Here is an 18,111-nt window from a genome sequence, read left to right as displayed (position 1 = left end):
TCCGTCGGCGTTCCTTTCAGCGTAAGCCTCACTCCGCCGGACCGGCCCCGAGCCGTTCGGCGGGGAACAGCGCCAGCCGGTGGGCCAGGGCCGCCGCCTCGCCGCGGCCGGAGACGCCGAGCTTGGCGAGGATGTTGGAGACGTGGACGCTGGCCGTCTTGGGCGAGATGAAGAGCTCCTCGGCTATCTGGCGGTTGGTGCGCCCCTCGGAGACCAGCCGCAGGACGTCGCGCTCCCGGCCGGTGAGGCCCAGGGCCTCGGCGGGGTCCGCGGGCGCGGCGGCCGGTTCGGGGACGGCGCGGCCCAGGGTGAGGCGGGCGCGCCGTCCGAGCAGGTTCACGGCGTCGGACAGCGGGCGGGCGCCGAGGTGGTCGGCGACGGTACGGGCCAGGCGCAGCAGTTCCGTGGCGCGGGCCCGCTCGTCCTCGCCGCCGGTCGCCAGGAGGGCGGCGGCCAGCCGGTGCCGGACGCGGGCGAGTTCGTAGGGGCGCTCCACGCGTTCGAAGGCGGTGACGGCCTCCGACCAGAGCTGCGGGGTGTCGCGGTCCCGCGCGCGGTGGAGTTCGGCGCGGACCCAGTGCTCGTGGGCGGCCCAGACCGGGGCACCCGTCGTCAGGCGCTTCGCGGCATCGGCCAGGCGTTCGACCGCCTCGGCGCGGCCCTGGTCCGCGGCCGGCAGGGTGCGCGCGTCGGCCTCCGCCTCGGCGGCGGACAGCAGCAGGGGCCAGCCGTAGCGCTGGGTGCCGGGCGGGAAGCCCTCGTCCAGGACGCGGGCGAGTTCGGCACGGGCGTCCGCGAGACGGCCCTCGGCCGCGGCGACGCCGACGGTGAGGGTGGCCAGCGGCAGCCGGTACTGCGGCACGGGGTCATGGGTGCCGTAGGCGGCGCGGGCCTCGGCGAGCTGCCGGGCCGCCTCGGCCGACTCGCCGCGGGCGAGGGCGACGGTCGCGCGCTTGAGGGCGGCGCCGCCGCGGGGTGCGGGGCCGCGGCCGGGCGCCCCGGCCCGGTCCGCCGCTTCGAGGGCCTCGTCCCAGCGCCCCAGGGAGATGAGCGACTCGGCGAGATTGCCCCACACCCAGGCCTCGGACTCCAGCAGGCCCATCCGCCGGGTGAGGTCGACGCCCTCGCGCAGGATGCCGAGCGCGTCCCGCGAGCGGCCGACGCTCTCCAGGACGGAGGGCAGGTTGACATGGCTGCGGGCCACCACGGCGGACCGGTTCCGTGCCACGACCAGGTCCCTGACCTGGAACATCTCGGCGAGTCCCGCGTCGATCTGCCCCGCGTCCACCATCAGGCCGCCCAGGGTGAGCCGGGCGTTCAGCTCGATCTCGTCGGCGCCCACCATGCGCGCGTACTCCACGGCCCGTTCGGCCGCGGTCATCGCGTCGGGTCCGGGGCAGTGGAGCATCGACCAGTTGGCGGACATGGCCAGCACCTCGGCGTGCACCTGGGAGGGCGGCAGTCCGCGGACCAGTTCCTGGGCGATGCCCAGCTCCCGCCAGCCGTCGCCCCGGCCCTGGGCCTGGACGAGCAGCGAGCGCTGGGTCCAGAACCAGGCGGCGCGCTGCTGGTCCCGGCCGCACGCGCTCGTGCCCGGCTCGTCCTCCAGCAGGCGCAGCGCCCGCTTGGTGATCTTCATGGCGCGCTCGCGTTCCCCGCACCGCCGTCCGGCGACGGCCGCCTCGGCCATCAGGTCCAGGTAGCGCAGGGGCGTGGTGTCCGGGTCGCAGCCGCAGGGCGGGTAGACCTCGGTGTAGTCGACGGGGCGCAGGGTGGCGCGTACGTCGCCGGGGACGGCGTCCCACAGCTCCATCGCGCGCTCCAGCAGGCGCAGTTGCTCGGAGTAGGCGTGCCGGCGGCGGGCCTCGACGGAGGCGTCCAGGACGGCGGGCAGCGCCTTGGCGGGGTCGTGGGCGTGGTACCAGTAGCTGGCCAGGCGCATCACGCGCTCGGCGGCGGGGACCAGCGTGGGGTCGGCGTCCAGGGCTTCGGCGTAGCGCCGGTTGAGGCGGGAGCGTTCGCCGGGGAGCAGGTCGTCGCCGACGGCCTCGCGGACCAGGGAGTGGCGGAAGCGGTAGCCGTCGCCGTCGGGCGCGGGCAGCAGGATGTGGGCGTTGACCGCGGAGCGCAGCGCCTCGATGAGGTCGTCCTCGGCGAGTTGCGCGACGGCGGCCAGCAGCCGGTACTCGACGGTGGAACCGCCCTCGGCGACGAGGCGGGCGACCCGCTGGGCGCTTTCGGGCAGGGCTTCGACGCGGACCAGGAGCAGGTCGCGCAGGGAGTCGGTGAGGCCGGTGCAACTGCCCTCGTGGGCGGCGACGGCGAGTTCCTCGACGAAGAAGGCGTTGCCGTCGGAACGCTCGAAGATCGCGTCGACCTGCCCCGGGTCGGGTTCGTGGGCGAGGATCCCGGCGATCTGGCGGCCCACCTCGTCGCGGGTGAAGCGGCCGAGTTCGAGGCGGCGGACGGTGCGCAGCCGGTCGAGTTCGGCGAGCAGGGGGCGCAGCGGATGGCGGCGGTGGATGTCGTCGGAGCGGTAGGTGGCGAGGACGACGAGGCGGCCGGTGCGCAGGGTGCGGAAGAGGTAGGCGATCAGGTGGCGGGTGGAGGCGTCGGCCCAGTGCAGGTCCTCCAGGACGAGGACGACGGTGTGCCGGGCGGCGACGCGCTCCAGCAGGCGGGCGGTCAGCTCGAAGAGCCGGGCCATGCTCTCCTCGTCGTGCCGGCCGCCGCCGGTGACGGGGGCGCCCTCGGCCAGTTCGGGCAGCAGCCGGGCCAGTTCCTCCTCCTGCCCGGCGGCGGCCGCGGCCAGCTCTTCGGGCAGGTGGCGGCGCAGGGCGCGCAGCGCGGTGGAGAACGGCGCGAAGGGCAGCCCGTCGGCACCGATCTCGACGCAGCCGCCCAGCGCCACGACGGCGCCCCGCCGATGCGCTGCGGCGGCGAACTCCTCGACGAGGCGGGTCTTGCCGACGCCGGCCTCGCCGCCGAGCAGCAGGGCCTGCGGCTCTCCCCCGGCGGCGGACGCCCCGGCGGCGGCACCGCCCGCGGCGCGGGCGAGCGCGTCGTTCAACGTGTCCAGTTCGCCGGTGCGGCCGACGAACACGGGACTGACGGACCTGGTCTCCACGGACCCGAGCATCGCACGCGGGTCCGACAGCGGGTCACCGGTTTTCGGCAGACGGACGGTGCCGTGCACGACGGCGGGGAGGAAGGCCGTGCGGCCTCCCTCCCCGTCTCCCCCGTTCACGCGGCCCGGGCGAACCGGGGCCGGCGCTGTCGCGGCGTATGGCTCTCCGCCTCGGCGGCGCCCTGCCGGGCCCTGCGGCGGGCGGCGCGGCGTGCACGGAGCACCTCGCGGGCCAGCCGGGCCTCGTCGGCGCGGCGGATCAGTTCGGCGGAGCGGTACTGCTGGACCTCGTACGCGAACATGGCGTGTCCCTCGGTTCCTCTTCGGTTTCGGCTTCGCTCGCTTGCGATGCCTCAACCTTCGTCTCCCAGGGGGGTGGGCCACATCGGGAAAGTTCCGCATCTTCGGCGCCGGGCGGGGCCTCAGACTCGCGTGAGGGGCCTTAGGCGTGCGTGAGGGGTCTTAGGGACCGTGCGCCGCGCGGGGCGCACGGTCCCTAAGACCCCTCAGAAGTGCCCGGTTCAGCCGGCGGAGGGCAGACCCAGCAGGACGTCCGTGTACTTCAGGACGGCCAGGAGCAGGCCGATGACGCCGAGGGCGACGCCCGCCCAGGCGACCGACTTGATCCACGGGGCCTGCGGGCGGCCGGGCGCCCCGAACGCGGGGCGGGCCAGGACGACGACGCCGACGACGAGCGCGACCAGGGCGAAGAGGCCGCCCCACAGCGCGGTGGCCTGCCAGGCGTTGCCGTAGCCCTTCTCGATCAGCGTGCCGACGTTCGACGACGAGGAGGTCTGGAGCTGGCCCATCAGCGACTCGCGCGCGGAGGCCACGGTGCCGACCCAGCTCCCGGTCAGGGAGACGATGCCGAGACCGGCGGAGACGACGGCGCCCGCGCCCTGGCCGACGCCGGTGGGCCCGGTACCGGTGCCGTCGGCGCCGTCGGCGTCCTCGCCCTCCGCCGCCTCGGCGCCCTCGGGCGTGTCGCTCTCGGAGGTCTCGGCCGCCCCGGAGGTCTCCTCGGCCTCAGGGGTCTCGGCGGTCTTGGTGAGGTCGGTGGACCCGGCGGTCCCGGTCGCCTCGTCCGTCTTGTGCTCGTCGGTCTTCACGCCGGTCTCGTCCACTGTCTTCGTTCCCATGCCTCGCACCGTACGGACGCTGTCTGAGAGGTCCCTTAATGATCCCTGTGAGCGGCACGCGCGCGTGCCGTCGGCGCGTGCCCCGGCAGGGAGGCTCCCGCGCCACACGCCCTCACGCATCATGCCCAGTGGCCGCGCGGCACCGGCACCCGGGGTGGGGGCGCGGCGGGCCGCCCCGGTCACCCCGTGACGTCACGCACGTCCCGCTGCCGTTCCTCCTCCGCGAGGACGTCCGCCACCTCGGCGTCCGTCGCCGCGGCCAGCCTCTCGTGGGCGGCCCGGCACTCGGGCGGCTCGATGCTGATGCGCGGCAGGAGCGCGTCCAGGCGGCGCGGCAGCCACCAGTTGGCGCGGCCCAGCAGGTGCATCAGGGCCGGCACCAGGAGGGTGCGCAGTACGAAGGCGTCCAGGGCGACGGCGGCGGCGAGCGCGATGCCGAACATGGCGATCACCCGGTCGCCGCTGAGCACGAAGGCGAGGAAGACCGAGATCATGATGACGGCGGCGGAGTTGATCACGCGGCCGGTCTCGGCGAGGCCGACCCGGACGGCGCGGCGGTTGTCGCCGGTCTCCAGCCACTCCTCGTACATCCGGCTGACGAGGAAGACCTGGTAGTCCATGGAGAGCCCGAAGAGCACCGAGACCATGATCACGGGGAGGAAGGGTTCGATCGGCCCCGCGCTGCCCAGCCCGAGCAGCTCGCTCCCCCAGCCCCATTGGAAGATCGCCACGACCACGCCGAAGGCGGCGGCCACGGCGGCGACGTTCATGGCGGCGGCCTTGAGGGGGATGCCGACGGACCGGAAGGCCAGCAGGAGCAGGAGGCAGCCCAGGCCGATGACCACGCCGACGAAGAGCGGCAGCTTGCCGACGATGACGTCGGCGAAGTCGTCGTAGCCGGCCGTCACACCGCCCACGTGCACGTCGAGGGCGGTCCCGGTCTCGGCACGCGGCAGCACCTCGGAGCGCAGCCGGTCGACCAGGGCGCTGGTCTGCTGGGACTGGGGGGCGGACTCGGGCACGACGGTGAGGTGGGCGGCGTCGCCGCCGGAGTTGTACCGCACCGGGGTCACCGAGGAGACGCCCTCGGTGGCGCGCAGCGTGGCGTCGAGGTTGTCGAGCGCGAGGCGGTCCTCGGCGCCGTGGACCTCGGTGATCAGGGTGAGCGGGCCGTTGACGCCGGGGCCGAAGCCGTCGGCGAGCAGGTCGTAGGCCTGGCGGGTGGTGGTGCCCTTGGGGTCGTTGCCCTGGTCGGAGGTGCCCAGGCGCAGGCCGAGGGTGGGCAGGGCGATCACGGTGATGACGACGAGGGCGAGCGCGCCGAGCAGCTTCGGGTGGCGCTCGACGAAGGCCGACCAGCGGGCGGCGAACCCGGTCGGCACCTCGGGCTCGGGCCCGTGCTCGGCGAGCCGGCGCCGCTCGCGCCGGCTCAGGGCGCGCGGGCCGATGTACGACAGCAGGGCGGGCAGCAGCGTCACGGAGGCGGCGACGGTGAGGATCACGGTCAGCGAGGCGGCGATCGCTACGCCGTTGAGGAAGCTCAGCCGGAGGATCAGCATGCCCAGCAGGGCGATGCACACGGTGGCACCCGCGAAGACGACCGCGCGTCCGGTGGTCGCCACGGCCTCGGCGGCGGCGTCGGCCACGGACAGGCCCCGCTTCAGTCCGCGCCGGTGTCGGGTGACGATGAACAGCGCGTAGTCGATGCCGACGCCGAGCCCGATGAGCGTGCCCAGCATGGGCGCGAAGTCGGCGACGGTCATGGCGTGGCCGAGCAGGGTGATTCCGGCGTAGGCGGTGCCGACGGAGACCAGCGCGGTGGCGATGGGCAGCAGGGCCGCGGCGGCGGAGCCGAAGGCGAGGAAGAGGACGACCGCGGCCACGGCCACGCCGACGGCCTCGGCGAGGTGGCCGCCGCCGGACTCGGTGAGCGCTATGGCACTGCCGCCGAGTTCGACCTGGAGTCCGTCGGTCCGGGCCGTCTCGGCGGTGTCGACCACGGCCCGCGCCTGCGCCGGGTCGATGTCCTGGGAGGCGTCCTCGAAGGTGACGGTGGCGTACGCGGTGTCGGCGTTCTCGCTGATCAGGGGCGAGTCGGGGTCCTGGTACGGGTTGCCGACCGAGGCCACGCCCGGCAGGTCCGCGATGCGGTCCAGGGTGCGGGTCATGGTCTGCTCGACGTCGGCGGCGCGGACGGTGCCGGACGTGGTGTGCCACACGATCGTGTCGCTGTCGCCGCCGACGTCGGGGAAGCGGGATTCGAGGAGCCGGTAGGCGCGGTCGGAGCCGGTGTCCGGGATGCCGTAGTCGTTGGAGTACGCGGAGCCGGCGACCGTGGCGGCCGTCGCCACACCGCCGAAGGCGAGCAGCCAGAGCAGGACGGCTGCAAGGCGATGCTGTACACACCAGCGTGCGAGGGCTGCCACGAACGTGCTCCCAGGGGTGTCTGATTGTCGATCTTTGACCGGGAACACCCGGAAGGACGGGAACACCGGGAACAGACGTTCATGGGGTGAACAGTCCGCAAAGAACGCATGAGCAATGCGGAATCACTCTTGCAGGCAGACGAGATCCTTTGCGGACTTAGTGGCCTTCTTCACAAAAGGGCCCCGGGGGAACCCGCCGTGTCGGCGCGTCCCCCCAGGGCCCGTGGCGTACGGGGCGTCAGCCTTCGGTGACGCCCAGCTTCTCCAGGATCAGCTCCTTGACGCGGGCTGCGTCCGCCTGACCCCTGGTCGCCTTCATGACCGCCCCGACCAGGGCGCCGGCCGCGGCCACCTTGCCGCCGCGGATCTTGTCCGCGATGCCGGGGTTGCCGGCGATGGCCTCGTCGACGGCGGCGGTCAGCGCGCCCTCGTCGGAGACGACCTTGAGACCGCGCTTGTCGACGACCTCGTCCGGCGTGCCCTCGCCGGCGAGGACGCCCAGGATGACCTGGCGGGCCAGCTTGTCGTTCAGCTCGCCCTTCGTCACCAGCTCGGCGACGCGGGCCACCTGGACCGGGGTGATCGCCAGCTCGTCGAGCGCCTTGCCCGACTCGTTGGCGCTGCGGGCCAGCTCGCCCATCCACCACTTGCGGGCGGAGGCCGCGTCGGCTCCGGCGTCGATCGTGGCGACGATCGGGTCCAGGGCTCCGGCGTTGAGGATGGACTGCATGTCGGTGGCGGAGACGCCCCACTCCTCGCGGAGGCGGTTGCGGCGCACCAGCGGCAGCTCGGGCAGGCCGGTCCGCAGCTCCTCGACCCACTCGCGGGCCGGGGCGACGGGGACCAGGTCGGGCTCCGGGAAGTACCGGTAGTCCTCGGCCTCCTCCTTCACGCGGCCCGAGGTGGTGGACCCCGTGTCCTCGTGGAAGTGGCGGGTCTCCTGGATGATCGTGCCGCCGCCGCCCAGCACCGCGGCGTGGCGCTGGATCTCGAAGCGGGCGGCGCGCTCGACGGAGCGCAGCGAGTTGACGTTCTTGGTCTCGCTGCGGGTGCCGAACTTCTCGGTGCCGTGGGGCCGCAGCGACAGGTTCACGTCGCAGCGCATCTGCCCCATCTCCATGCGGGCCTCGGACACGCCGAGGGCGCGGATGACCTCGCGCAGCTCGCGGACGTAGGCGCGGGCGACCTCGGGGGCGCGCTCGCCCGCTCCCTCGATCGGCTTGGTGACGATCTCGATGAGCGGGATGCCGGCGCGGTTGTAGTCGAGGAGGGAGTGCGAGGCGCCGTGGATGCGGCCGGTCGCACCGCCGACGTGCAGCGACTTGCCGGTGTCCTCCTCCATGTGGGCGCGCTCGATCTGGACGCGGAAGGTCTCCCCGTCCTCCAGCTGCACGTCGAGGTAGCCGTCGAAGGCGATCGGCTCGTCGTACTGGGAGGTCTGGAAGTTCTTCGGCATGTCCGGATAGAAGTAGTTCTTCCGGGCGAAGCGGCACCACTCGGCGATCTCGCAGTTCAGCGCGAGACCGATCTTGATCGCCGACTCGACGCCGGTCGCGTTGACGACCGGGAGCGCGCCGGGCATGCCGAGGCAGACGGGGCAGGTCTGGGTGTTGGGGTCGGCACCGAGCGCGGTCGAACAGCCGCAGAACATCTTGGTGTGGGTGCCGAGTTCGACATGGACCTCGAGGCCCATGACGGGGTCGTACGACGCGAGTGCGTCCTCGTACGACACCAGGTCGGTCGTGGTGGTCACGGTGAAACTTCCCTCTCAGCCCAGCAGGACGTCGTCGTCGCCGAGGCGCTTCAGCTCGCGGTAGAGGATGGCGAGGTTGGTGACGACGGCGGCGCCGGTGACGACGGCGTCGAGCAGCCGCAGCGTGTCGTTCTCGCCACGCGCCTTCTTGATCTGCTTGTAGACACCCACGGCGCCGAACGCCGAGGTGGCCATCGAGACGTACAGACCGGACTTGGACTTCTTGAAGCCCTTGGCCTTGGACAGTGCGCTCACAGCGACGGTGCCTCCTCGATCAGCGGGTGGCCCCACTTTTCCACGAAGGCGGCCTCGACGGCGGCGCCGACCTTGTAGAGCCGGTCGTCCTTCATGGCCGGGGCGATGATCTGCAGACCCACCGGCAGGTTGTCCTCGGGGGCGAGGCCGCAGGGCAGCGACATGGCCGCGTTGCCCGCCAGGTTGGTGGGGATGGTGCACAGGTCGGCCAGGTACATCGCCATCGGGTCGTCGGCGCGCTCGCCGATCGCGAAGGCGGTGGTCGGGGTCGTCGGGGAGACGATCACGTCGACCTGCTCGAAGGCCCGCTCGAACTCCTGCTTGATGAGGGTGCGGACCTTCTGGGCGCTGCCGTAGTACGCGTCGTAGTACCCGCTCGACAGGGCGTACGTGCCGAGCATGATGCGGCGCTTGACCTCGGGGCCGAAGCCGGCCTCGCGGGTCAGGGAGGTGACCTCCTCGGCGGAGTGCGTGCCGTCGTCGCCGACGCGCGCGCCGTAGCGCAGGCCGTCGAAGCGGGCGAGGTTGGAGGAGCACTCGGACGGCGCGATCAGGTAGTACGCGGAGAGCGCGAGGTCGAAGGACGGGCAGTCCAGCTCGACGATCTCGGCGCCCAGCGACTTCAGCAGCTCGACGGACTCGTCGAAGCGCTGCACGACACCGGCCTGGTAGCCCTCGCCGCGGAACTGCTTGACGACGCCGACGCGCATGCCGTCCACGCTGCCGTTGCGCGCGGCCTCGACGACCGCGGGGACCGGGGCGTCGATCGAGGTGGAGTCCAACGGGTCGTGCCCGGCGATGACCTCGTGCAGCAGGGCCGCGTCCAGGACCGTGCGGGCGCAGGGGCCGCCCTGGTCGAGGGAGGAGGAGAAGGCCACCATGCCGTAGCGGGAGACGCCGCCGTACGTCGGCTTGACGCCGACCGTGCCGGTGACGGCCGCGGGCTGGCGGATGGAACCGCCGGTGTCGGTGCCGATGGCGAGCGGGGCCTGGAAGGCGGCGAGGGCCGCGGAGGAGCCGCCGCCGGAGCCGCCGGGGATCTTGGTGAGGTCCCAGGGGTTGCCGGTCGGGCCGTAGGCGCTGTTCTCGGTGGAGGACCCCATGGCGAACTCGTCCATGTTGGTCTTGCCGAGGATGACGACGTCGGCGGCCTTGAGGCGCTGGGTGACGGTCGCGTCGTACGGCGGGATCCAGCCCTCGAGGATCTTGGAGCCGACGGTGGTGGGAACGCCCTCGGTGGTGAAGATGTCCTTGAGCGCGAGGGGGACGCCGGCCAGCGGGCCGAGCTTCTCGCCGCGCTCGCGCTTCTCGTCGACGGCGCGGGCCTGGGCCAGCGCGCCCTCGCGGTCGACGTGCAGGAAGGCGTGCACCTTCTCGTCGACGGCCTCGATGCGGGCCAGGTGGGCCTCGGTGACCTGGACGGCGGTCAGCTCGCCGGAGGCGATCTTCGCGGCGATCTCGGCCGCGGTGAGCTTGATGATGTCGCTCATGGCTTACTCCTCCCCCAGGATCTGCGGCACCTTGAAACGCTGCTGCTCCTGGGCCGGGGCGCCGGAGAGCGCCTGCTCGGGCGTGAGCGACGGACGGACCTCGTCCGGCCGCATGACGTTCGTCAGCGGGAGCGGGTGCGAGGTCGGCGGTACGTCTTGGTCGGCGACCTCGCTGACGCGGGCGACCGCGCCGATGATGTCGTCAAGCTGTCCCGCGAAGTGCTCGAGCTCTTCGGGCTTCAGCTCCAGACGCGCCAGCCGGGCGAGGTGGGCGACCTCCTCGCGCGTGATGCCAGGCATGCAGCGTTCCTCTGGGTGAGTGTGTGGTCGGGGCACGTCGGCCGGGACAAGTCGCTTGTCCCCGTCGAATCGACCCAATCGGTTTGGCCCAATCCTATGGGGCCGGGCGCCGTGGCCGTTAAACGGTTTCCCCGGAGCGGCTCACCGGCGTCGCGCGTCCCAGGCGGCGCTGCTCAGGAAGTGGTTGTCGTACAGCTCCTGGACCTCCAGCAGGCTCTCCCGGGTGGCCTCGCCGAGGGCGATGCGCCGCAGGTGGCGGAAGTACTCGAAGCGTTCGACGCCCGGCGTGAGGACGATGAGCAGGTCGGCGTCGGCTCCGGGCACGGCGGCGAAGGCGTGCGGCTTGCCGGGCGGGACGACGACGAGGTCGCCCGGGCCCGCGGTGAGGACCTCGTCGCCGGAGAGGACGTCGGCGGCGCCGTCGAGGAGGAAGAACATCTCGGCGGAGTTGTCGTGCCAGTGCGGTGCGGCGCCGTCGGCACCCGCGGTGAGGGTGACGCGCTGGGTGGACAGGGCACCGCCGGTGGAGCTGCTGTCGGCCAGCAGGCGCACGGTGACGGGCGCCCGGCCGACGACCTCGGCCTCGGCCTCGCGGACGACCACGGACTCGTCGAACTCCGGAACGAACAGCGACATCTCTCGGACCCCCTGGGACGGAACGGCGGTTGAGCGTACCCGGACGGGCGTGGCGCACGGGCCCGCCGGGCCGGTGTGCCGGGCCGGTGTGCCGGGCCGGGCGTGGTCAGACGGCGAAGAGCAGTCCGGCGCTGACGAGGACGACGACGGCGGTGGCGAAGTGGATCCCGAAGGCCACCGCCCTGGTACCCCCGTGGCGCAGCACTATGAGCGTGTCGGCGAGCGGGACCAGGGCGACGCAGAGCATGAACCACGCCTCGGCGCGGGCGCCGGCGAAGGCCAGCAGCGCCAGGCCGACCACGCCGAGGGTGCCGTCCCTGACGCCCTTGACCGTCAGGTAGGCGGCGGCGTCGCCGCCGGGGTCGGCCGGGGCGCCGTAGCCGGCGGCGGCCGGGCCGGGCCGGAACAGGAAGCGGTACCCCAGGAACAGGCAGAACAGGTTGAGGACGACGGCCAGGGTGTACGCGGTGACGGTCATGACCACTCCTTACTAGCAGCGCTAGGGACAAGGGTGACGCTAGCAGAGCGGCGACAGTGTGGCTAGCGTTGCTAGAATCCAGCCCATGACGATGCGGACGCGCCGGGAGCGCGAACGGGCGGAACGCGCGCGGCTGATCGTGACGGCCGCGCGGGACCTGGCCGAGGCGGAGGGCTGGGACGCGGTCACCACGCGCCGGCTGTCCGCCGAGATCGGGTACAGCCAGCCCGTCCTCTACAGCCACTTCCGGGGCAAGGGCGCGATCATGACGGCGGTCGCGCTGGAGGGCAGCGAGGAGCTGACGGCCGCACTGCGGGCGGCGACCGCCGCGGCCGGGGGCGCGTACGGGAGGCCGGCGGCGGTCGGCGGGGCGTACACGGACTTCGGACGGCGCCGGCCCGCGCTCTACGACGCGATGTTCACGCACCTGGTGGACCTGCCGTTCGCCACGCCCGAGGCTCCGGCCCCTCTTCGGGCAGCCTTCGCCGAACTGCGACGGGCCGTCGAGCCGGTCGCCCACGAGGACGACGACCCGGCCCTGCTCACGGAGACCTTCTGGGCGGGTCTGCACGGGCTGGTGACGCTGACGCGCAGCGGCCGGCTGCCCCCGGAGGCCCACGAGAGCCGGCTGGCCCTGCTGGTCGGGCGCCTCGCGCCGCGGGACCGGGCGGGCTGACCGCCACGACGCGGGCCCCGGCCCGCTCCCGGCCGGCAGCGGGAGGGCTGGCCGGCGCCGACGGGGCTCAGGTCACTCGTCGCTCGCTGCCGCCGGCAGGGCGGCGCCGGCCCGTACCCAGCCCCTGGACCCGCGGGCGAGCAGCCAGGCCGTGGTCTCCTCCGGGGGCATCGCGGCCGCGACGAGCCAGCCCTGTACGGCGTCGCAGCCCAGATCGCGCAGGCGCTCCCAGGTCTCGTCGTCCTCCACGCCCTCCGCGACGACGAGCAGGCCGAGGGAGTGGGCGAGGTCGACGGTGCAGCGGACGATCTCGGCGTCCTCGGTGTCGACGGCCAGCCGGGCCACGAAGGACCGGTCGATCTTCAGCTCGCTGACGGGGAGCCTGCGCAGGTGGACGAGGGAGGAGTAGCCGGTGCCGAAGTCGTCCAGGGACATCTTGACGCCGTGCCCGGTCAGCGCGTTGAGGGTGTCGGCCGCGCGCTGGGGGTCCTCCAGGAGGACGTGCTCGGTGATCTCGAGTTGGAGCGCTCCCGCGGGAACCCCGTGCCGGGCCAGCCGGGCGGCCACCGACCCCGCGAAGCCGGGGGTGTGCACGTCGCGCGGGGAGACGTTGACCGCGACCGGCACGAACAGGCCCTGGGAGCGCCAGTGGGCGACCTGGCCGAGCGCCGTCTCCAGGACGTACTCGGTGAGGTGGGGCATCAGCCCGGAGGACTCGGCGATGGCTATGAACTCGTCCGGCGGCACCCTGCCGCGCTCGGGGTGCACCCAGCGCACCAGCGCCTCCAGGCCGGCGACCTGCCCGTCGAAGCGGACCTTGGGCTGGTAGTGCAGCTCGACCTCGCGGGCGTCCAGCGCCCGGCGCAGGTCGCCGAGGAGACCGAGCCGGTCCGGCGTGTTGGAGTCCCGCTTGGACTCGTAGACCTCGACCCCGGTGCGGTCCCGCTTCGCCTGGTACATCGCCACGTCGGCGCGGCGCAGCAGCCCTTCGGCGTCCAGCGCGTGGTCGGGGAAGACGGCGACGCCCGCGCTGGCCTCCAGCACCAGGGTGAGCCCGTCCAGGTCCATCGGGGAGCCGAGGGCGCCGACGAGGCCGCGGGCGATCCGGGTCGCCGACGTGGTGGAGTCGGCGACGGGCAGTAACACGGCGAACTCGTCGCCGCCGAGCCGCGCGGCCTCCGCCCCGCGCGGCAGGGCCTGGCGCAGCCGGTCGGCGGTCTGCAGCAGGAGCCGGTCGCCGGCGAGGTGACCGAGCGTGTCGTTGACCGACCGGAAACGGTCGAGGTCGATCAGCATCAGGGCGGCGCGGGCGCCGATGCGCTCCGCGTCGTCCAGCGCGCTCCAGGTGCGCTCCAGCAGCCACTGCCGGTTGGGCAGACCGGTGAGCGGGTCGCGCAACTGCTCCTCGGCGCGGGCGCGGGCGATCCACAGCGTGGAGTCGAGGGCGATGAGCGGGATGGCGAACAGTGGCAGCAGCAGCGGCTTGGCGAGGGCGACGACGCAGACCAGCGGGGCGATGCCGAGCAGGGCGACGGCGACCAGGCCCTGTCTGACCAGGGCGGTGCGGGCGACGGTGGGCAGACCGGGGCGCGGGGTCTGCAGGTACCACAGCAGGGCGCGGGTGACGGCGAGGTAGGCGACGGCGACGAGCACCACCTTGGGTGCCGCGTACACCCCCCAGGTGTCGGGGTCCCAGGGACGCTCGACGGACGGTACGGAACCGCAGACGCGGAGGAGCAGGGCGCCCGCGGCGATGCCGAGGAGGTCCACCGCGCCGTGCAGGACGCCCTGCCGCCAGCGGCCCCGGCGGGCTATGCCGACCAGGACGACGACGGTGAGGCTGACCATGCCGGCCGGGATCCAGCCGTACAGCAGCAGGACGGCGAGAGTGAGGGCGGCGCCCGAGCCGGTGCCGCCCCACCAGCGGGCGCGGCCGAGCATGACGAGGTGGCCGACGACGATGCCGGCCAGCACGGCCAGGGACCAGCCGACGGTGCCGGACGGGAAGAGGGCGTGGCCGTCGCTGAACGCCCGGTAGAAGCCGGCGCCCAGCACGAAGGCGGCGGTCGCGACGACCGCCGCGGGCAACGCGGGCCAGGACAGGTGCCGTTCGGCGTCCGGGTCGGCCGGACCGGCCGGGACCCGGAGGTGTCCGGTGGTGTGGCCGGTCGCCTGCGGCACGCGGGGGCCCGTCGCGGGGTGCGGGACGCCGCCATCGCGTTGCCCGAGCCACCGGCTCACGTGCCGCGCGCCCGCCATGTGACGCAGGCGCAGCCGTGAGCCCGCGGCGGCACTCTCGGTCGGTTCCATTCCCGTCCCTCTCACAGCCGGCGGTGCCCACACCACGCGGTCCCCGCCTCGACCACCTTCAACGGCTCCGCGTGGGAGACCCGTTCCCCTGTCGCTCGGGGCAGGGGGTGCCCCGACCGCGGCTGGGCACGGCGGGCGCACCCCTCAACAGTAGGCCGCGTAAGGCGTCCAGGGGCACCGGTCGTCGACGGTTGCCCGAATGCCACCCGGCCACCCGTATGCATCTGATATGCGCCGATCGGGTGGCCTTCAACCGCTATTCCTCAGCCGAAAGCGCGACGCCCTCCGCCGCTTCGGCTCCCTGTTCGAGCAGTACGGCGAAACCGTCCTCGTTCAGAACCGGAACCTTCAGTTGCATCGCCTTGTCGTATTTCGAACCAGGGTTGTCACCGACCACGACGAACGACGTCTTCTTGGACACGGATCCGGTCACCTTGGCGCCCCTGTTCTGGAGGGCCTCCTTGGCCGCGTCCCGGGTGAACTTCTCCAGGGTGCCGGTGACGACGACGGTGAGGCCCTCGAGCGGCCGCGGGCCCTCGTCCTCCCCCGTCGAGTGGTCCTCCAACGGAACCCCGGCCGCCTTCCACTTGCGGACGATCTCGCGGTGCCAGTCCACGGCGAACCACTCCTTGACGGCGGCGGCGATGGTGCCGCCCACCCCGTCCGTGCTCGCCAGCTCCTCCTCGGTGGCCTGCTCGATGCGGTCGACGGAGCGGAACTCCCGGGCGAGGGCCTGCGCGGCGACCGGCCCCACGTACCGGATGGAGAGGCCGTTGAGGAAGCGGGCCAGCGGGCGGGTCTTGGCCTCCTCGATGTGCTGGAGCAGCGCGAGGGTGTTCTTCTTCGGCTCGCCCGCCTTGTTGGCGAAGACCGTGGCGATCTTCTCCTCGCCGGTCTCGGGGTCGCGCTTGGGCAGCCCGCTGTCGGGGTCGAGGACGTACGCCTTGATGGGCAGCAGCTTCTCGAGGGTGAGGTCGAAGAGGTCGCCCTCGTCCACCAGCGGCGGCTCGGACGGCTCCAGCGGCCCGGTCAGCGCGGCCGCCACGACCCCGCCGAAGTGCTCGATGTCCAGGCACTCCCGGCCGGCGAGGTAGGCGACGCGCTCGCGCAACTGGGCCGGGCAGGCGCGGGCGTTGGGGCAGCGGAGGTCGATGTCGCCCTCCTTCATGGCCCGCAGCGGCGTGCCGCACTCGGGGCACTCGGCCGGCATCACGAACTCCCGCTCGCTGCCGTCCCTGAGGTCGGCGACCGGCCCGAGGATCTCGGGGATGACGTCCCCGGCCTTGCGCAGCACCACGGTGTCCCCGATGAGCACGCCCTTGGCCTTGACGACCTCCTGGTTGTGCAGCGTGGCGAACTCCACCTCGCTGCCGGCCACGGTCACGGGCTCGACCTGCGCGTACGGCGTGACGCGGCCGGTGCGGCCGACGCCCACCTTGATGTCGACCAGCTTGGTGTTGACCTCCTCCGGCGCGTACTTGTAGGCGATCGCCCAGCGGGGGGCGCGGGCCGTGGAGCCGAGCCGGCCCTGGAGGCGGATCTCGTCGAGCTTGACGACGACACCGTCGATCTCGTGCGCGACGGAGTGGCGGTTGTCGCCGTAGTACGCGATGAACTCCCGTACGCCGTCGAGGCCGTCGACCACCCTGTTGTGCGGGGAGGTGGGCAGGCCCCAGGTCTTCAGCAGGTCGTACGCCTGGGAGAGGCGGGTCAGGCCCGTGTACCCCTCCAGGACGCCGATGCCGTGGACCACCATGTGCAGCGGGCGGGAGGCGGTGACGCGCGGGTCCTTCTGGCGCAGCGAACCCGCCGCCGCGTTGCGCGCGTTGGCGAAGGGCTTGTCCCCCGCCTCGTTCAGCCGGGCGTTGAGTTCCTGGAACTTGTCCATCGGGAAGTAGACCTCGCCGCGGATCTCCACCAGGTCGGGGACCTTCTCGCCCGCCAGGCGGTCGGGGATCTCGGCGATGGTGCGGACGTTGGGCGTGATGTCCTCGCCGGTGCGGCCGTCGCCCCGGGTGGCGGCGCGCACCAGACGGCCGCGCTCGTAGGTGAGGTTGACGGCGAGTCCGTCGACCTTCAGCTCGCACAGGAAGTGGTACTCCTGCTCGCCCAGCTCCCGGGCGATGCGGTCGAACCAGGCGGCCAGCTCGTCGTCGTTGAAGGTGTTGTCCAGGGAGAGCATCCGCGTGGGGTGCTGCACGGCCGTGAACTCGGTCTCGTAGGAACCGGCGACCTTCTGGGTCGGGGACTGGGGCGTGCGCAGCTCCGGATACTGCTCCTCCAGCTCCTCCAGGGTGCGCAGCAGCCGGTCGAACTCCGCGTCGCTGACGACGGGGGCGTCGTTCACGTAGTACCGGAAGCGGTGCTCCTCGATCTGCTCGGCGAGCCGCATGTGCCGCTCCCGCGCCTCGGCGGGCACGCTCGTCGTCTCCGCCTGCTTGTCGCCCTGCTTGTCGCCGGCCACCGTATGTCCTCCCGTTACTCTGGGTTGTCCGCGAGGGATCTTGCCGCCCGGACGCAGTGGGCGAGCGCGCGCCGGGCGTACTCCGGGGAGGCGCCCGCGAGTCCGCACGCGGGAGTGACGGTGACCGCCTCCGCGAGCAGCTCCGGACGCAGCCCCAGCCTGCGCCACAGCGTTCTGACACCCATGACGCTACCGGCAGGGTCTGACAATGCGGTGTCCGTGCCCGGCACGACACCGGCGAACAGCCGGGTGCCGCCCTCGACGGCCTCGCCGATCGCGTCGTCGTCACGGTCGGTGAGGAGCGAGAAGTCGAAGGAGACACCCGCGACACCCGCCCGGCGCAGCAGGGCGAACGGCACGTCCGGCGCGCAGGAGTGGACCACGACGGGGCCGCCCTCGTGGACGCCGGCCACTTCGCGGAGGGTCGCCTCCACGGTTTGGCGGTCGACGGCGCGGTGGGTGCGGTAGCCGCTGGCGGTGCGGACCTGTCCGCGCAGGACGGCGGTGAGGGAGGGTTCGTCGAGCTGGAGGACCGGGCGCGCGCCGGGTACGCGGCGCCGGATCTCCGCCAGGTGCAGGCGCAGGCCCTCGGCGAGCGACGCGGCGAGGTCGCGGCAGGCGCCGGGGTCGGAGAGGACCGCCTCGCCGCCCCGCAGTTCGAGGGCGGCGGCGAGGGTCCACGGGCCGACCGCCTGGACCTTGAGCGGGCCCTGGTAGCCCTGGGTGAACTCCTCCAGGGCGTCGAGGTCCTCGCCGAGCCAGGCCCGGGCCCGCTTGGTGTCCCGTCCCGGACGGTCGCCGAGCCGCCAGCCACTGGGCTCCACGCGCGCGTACAGCTCGACGAGCATCCCGGCGGTGCGGCCGATCATGTCGGCGCCGGGGCCGCGGGCGGGCAGTTCGGGGAGGAAGGGGAAGTCCTCGAATGTGCCGGTGGCGGTCTTGGCGGCCTCTCGGGCGTCGTGGCCCGGGAGGCTGCCGATGCCGGTGGCGGGGGCGAAGGTGTCGTTCACGGGAGAAGCGTACGCAGGGGCCGCGGGGCTGTTTCCCGCCCCCGCCG

At 73.2% G+C, this 18,111-nt stretch carries 14 protein-coding genes; 1 reads left to right on the top strand and 13 read right to left on the bottom strand.

The window, feature by feature from the left end; translation table 11 throughout:
- Positions 1-28: 28 nt before the first annotated feature.
- The 10 genes from Sdi02f_RS11945 to Sdi02f_RS11900 all read right to left on the bottom strand — a co-directional run bounded on the left by Sdi02f_RS11945 (position 29) and on the right by Sdi02f_RS11900 (position 11,604).
- The gene (locus Sdi02f_RS11945) at positions 29-3,139 is read right to left on the bottom strand and encodes a helix-turn-helix transcriptional regulator (protein WP_053662733.1); all 3,111 of its coding nucleotides are present in this window, start codon (positions 3,137-3,139) and stop codon (positions 29-31) included.
- Positions 3,140-3,243: 104 nt separating this feature from the next.
- Positions 3,244-3,429 (bottom strand): hypothetical protein, encoded by a 186-nt coding sequence (locus Sdi02f_RS11940; protein WP_030402387.1) that lies wholly within the window; start codon positions 3,427-3,429, stop codon positions 3,244-3,246.
- Between the two features lie 219 nt (positions 3,430-3,648).
- Entirely contained in the window at positions 3,649-4,266 is a 618-nt protein-coding gene (locus Sdi02f_RS11935; protein ID WP_030402388.1) for a hypothetical protein, read from the bottom strand.
- Positions 4,267-4,445: 179 nt separating this feature from the next.
- On the bottom strand, positions 4,446-6,692 hold the full coding sequence (locus Sdi02f_RS11930) for an MMPL family transporter (protein ID WP_108933217.1): 2,247 nt from the start codon (positions 6,690-6,692) through the stop codon (positions 4,446-4,448).
- 238 nt (positions 6,693-6,930) lie between these two features.
- A complete protein-coding gene (gene gatB / locus Sdi02f_RS11925) occupies positions 6,931-8,445 on the bottom strand; it encodes an Asp-tRNA(Asn)/Glu-tRNA(Gln) amidotransferase subunit GatB (protein WP_030402390.1) in 1,515 nt (504 codons plus the stop codon).
- Between the two features lie 15 nt (positions 8,446-8,460).
- A complete protein-coding gene (locus Sdi02f_RS11920) occupies positions 8,461-8,700 on the bottom strand; it encodes a hypothetical protein (protein WP_030402391.1) in 240 nt (79 codons plus the stop codon).
- Positions 8,697-10,190 carry an Asp-tRNA(Asn)/Glu-tRNA(Gln) amidotransferase subunit GatA gene (gene gatA, locus Sdi02f_RS11915; RefSeq protein ID WP_030402392.1) on the bottom strand — a complete coding sequence of 498 codons (1,494 nt, stop codon included), beginning with the start codon at positions 10,188-10,190 and terminating at the stop codon, positions 8,697-8,699. Before gatA ends, Sdi02f_RS11920 begins: the two co-directional genes overlap by 4 nt.
- A gap of 3 nt (positions 10,191-10,193) precedes the next feature.
- Complete coding sequence (gene gatC, locus Sdi02f_RS11910; RefSeq protein ID WP_003973500.1) at positions 10,194-10,490, bottom strand: Asp-tRNA(Asn)/Glu-tRNA(Gln) amidotransferase subunit GatC; 297 nt, start codon at positions 10,488-10,490, stop codon at positions 10,194-10,196.
- Positions 10,491-10,631: 141 nt separating this feature from the next.
- Positions 10,632-11,126, bottom strand: a complete 495-nt coding sequence (locus Sdi02f_RS11905) for a cupin domain-containing protein (protein ID WP_030402393.1) — start codon at positions 11,124-11,126, stop codon at positions 10,632-10,634.
- Positions 11,127-11,232: 106 nt separating this feature from the next.
- Positions 11,233-11,604: a DUF4267 domain-containing protein gene (locus Sdi02f_RS11900; RefSeq protein WP_031185421.1), complete on the bottom strand. Its 372-nt coding sequence runs from the start codon at positions 11,602-11,604 to the stop codon at positions 11,233-11,235.
- 85 nt (positions 11,605-11,689) lie between these two features.
- Between Sdi02f_RS11900 and Sdi02f_RS11895 the strand changes: the two genes are divergently transcribed.
- Entirely contained in the window at positions 11,690-12,280 is a 591-nt protein-coding gene (locus tag Sdi02f_RS11895; protein ID WP_031086237.1) for a TetR/AcrR family transcriptional regulator, read from the top strand.
- Between the two features lie 72 nt (positions 12,281-12,352).
- On the opposite strand, the gene rmdB is transcribed toward Sdi02f_RS11895, so the two are convergent.
- From rmdB to Sdi02f_RS11880, 3 genes are all read right to left on the bottom strand, one after another.
- Complete coding sequence (gene rmdB, locus Sdi02f_RS11890) at positions 12,353-14,590, bottom strand: cyclic Di-GMP phosphodiesterase RmdB (RefSeq protein ID WP_108933216.1); 2,238 nt, start codon at positions 14,588-14,590, stop codon at positions 12,353-12,355.
- A gap of 256 nt (positions 14,591-14,846) precedes the next feature.
- Positions 14,847-17,054: an NAD-dependent DNA ligase LigA gene (ligA, locus tag Sdi02f_RS11885; RefSeq protein ID WP_031086233.1), complete on the bottom strand. Its 2,208-nt coding sequence runs from the start codon at positions 17,052-17,054 to the stop codon at positions 14,847-14,849.
- Between the two features lie 14 nt (positions 17,055-17,068).
- Positions 17,069-18,064 (bottom strand): methionine synthase, encoded by a 996-nt coding sequence (locus Sdi02f_RS11880; RefSeq protein WP_030402398.1) that lies wholly within the window; start codon positions 18,062-18,064, stop codon positions 17,069-17,071.
- Positions 18,065-18,111 lie beyond the last annotated feature (47 nt).

The organism is Streptomyces ardesiacus (assembly GCF_003112575.1).
GTDB lineage: Bacteria > Actinomycetota > Actinomycetes > Streptomycetales > Streptomycetaceae > Streptomyces > Streptomyces ardesiacus.
The sequence above is the reverse complement of the archived record's forward strand: the minus strand, read 5'-3'. Positions and strand labels throughout refer to the sequence as shown.

Excerpts from the sequence above, each read along its gene's own strand:
- Sdi02f_RS11940 (WP_030402387.1), bottom strand. The coding sequence starts at position 3,429 with ATGTTCGCGTACGAGGTCCAGCAGTACCGCTCCGCCGAACTGATCCGC.
- rmdB (WP_108933216.1), bottom strand. The coding sequence starts at position 14,590 with ATGGAACCGACCGAGAGTGCCGCCGCGGGCTCACGGCTGCGCCTGCGT.
- Sdi02f_RS11945 (WP_053662733.1), bottom strand. The coding sequence starts at position 3,139 with ATGCTCGGGTCCGTGGAGACCAGGTCCGTCAGTCCCGTGTTCGTCGGC.
- gatC (WP_003973500.1), bottom strand. The coding sequence starts at position 10,490 with ATGCCTGGCATCACGCGCGAGGAGGTCGCCCACCTCGCCCGGCTGGCG.
- Sdi02f_RS11905 (WP_030402393.1), bottom strand. The coding sequence starts at position 11,126 with ATGTCGCTGTTCGTTCCGGAGTTCGACGAGTCCGTGGTCGTCCGCGAG.
- Sdi02f_RS11935 (WP_030402388.1), bottom strand. The coding sequence starts at position 4,266 with ATGGGAACGAAGACAGTGGACGAGACCGGCGTGAAGACCGACGAGCAC.
- gatA (WP_030402392.1), bottom strand. The coding sequence starts at position 10,190 with ATGAGCGACATCATCAAGCTCACCGCGGCCGAGATCGCCGCGAAGATC.
- Sdi02f_RS11895 (WP_031086237.1), top strand. The coding sequence starts at position 11,690 with ATGACGATGCGGACGCGCCGGGAGCGCGAACGGGCGGAACGCGCGCGG.
- Sdi02f_RS11900 (WP_031185421.1), bottom strand. The coding sequence starts at position 11,604 with ATGACCGTCACCGCGTACACCCTGGCCGTCGTCCTCAACCTGTTCTGC.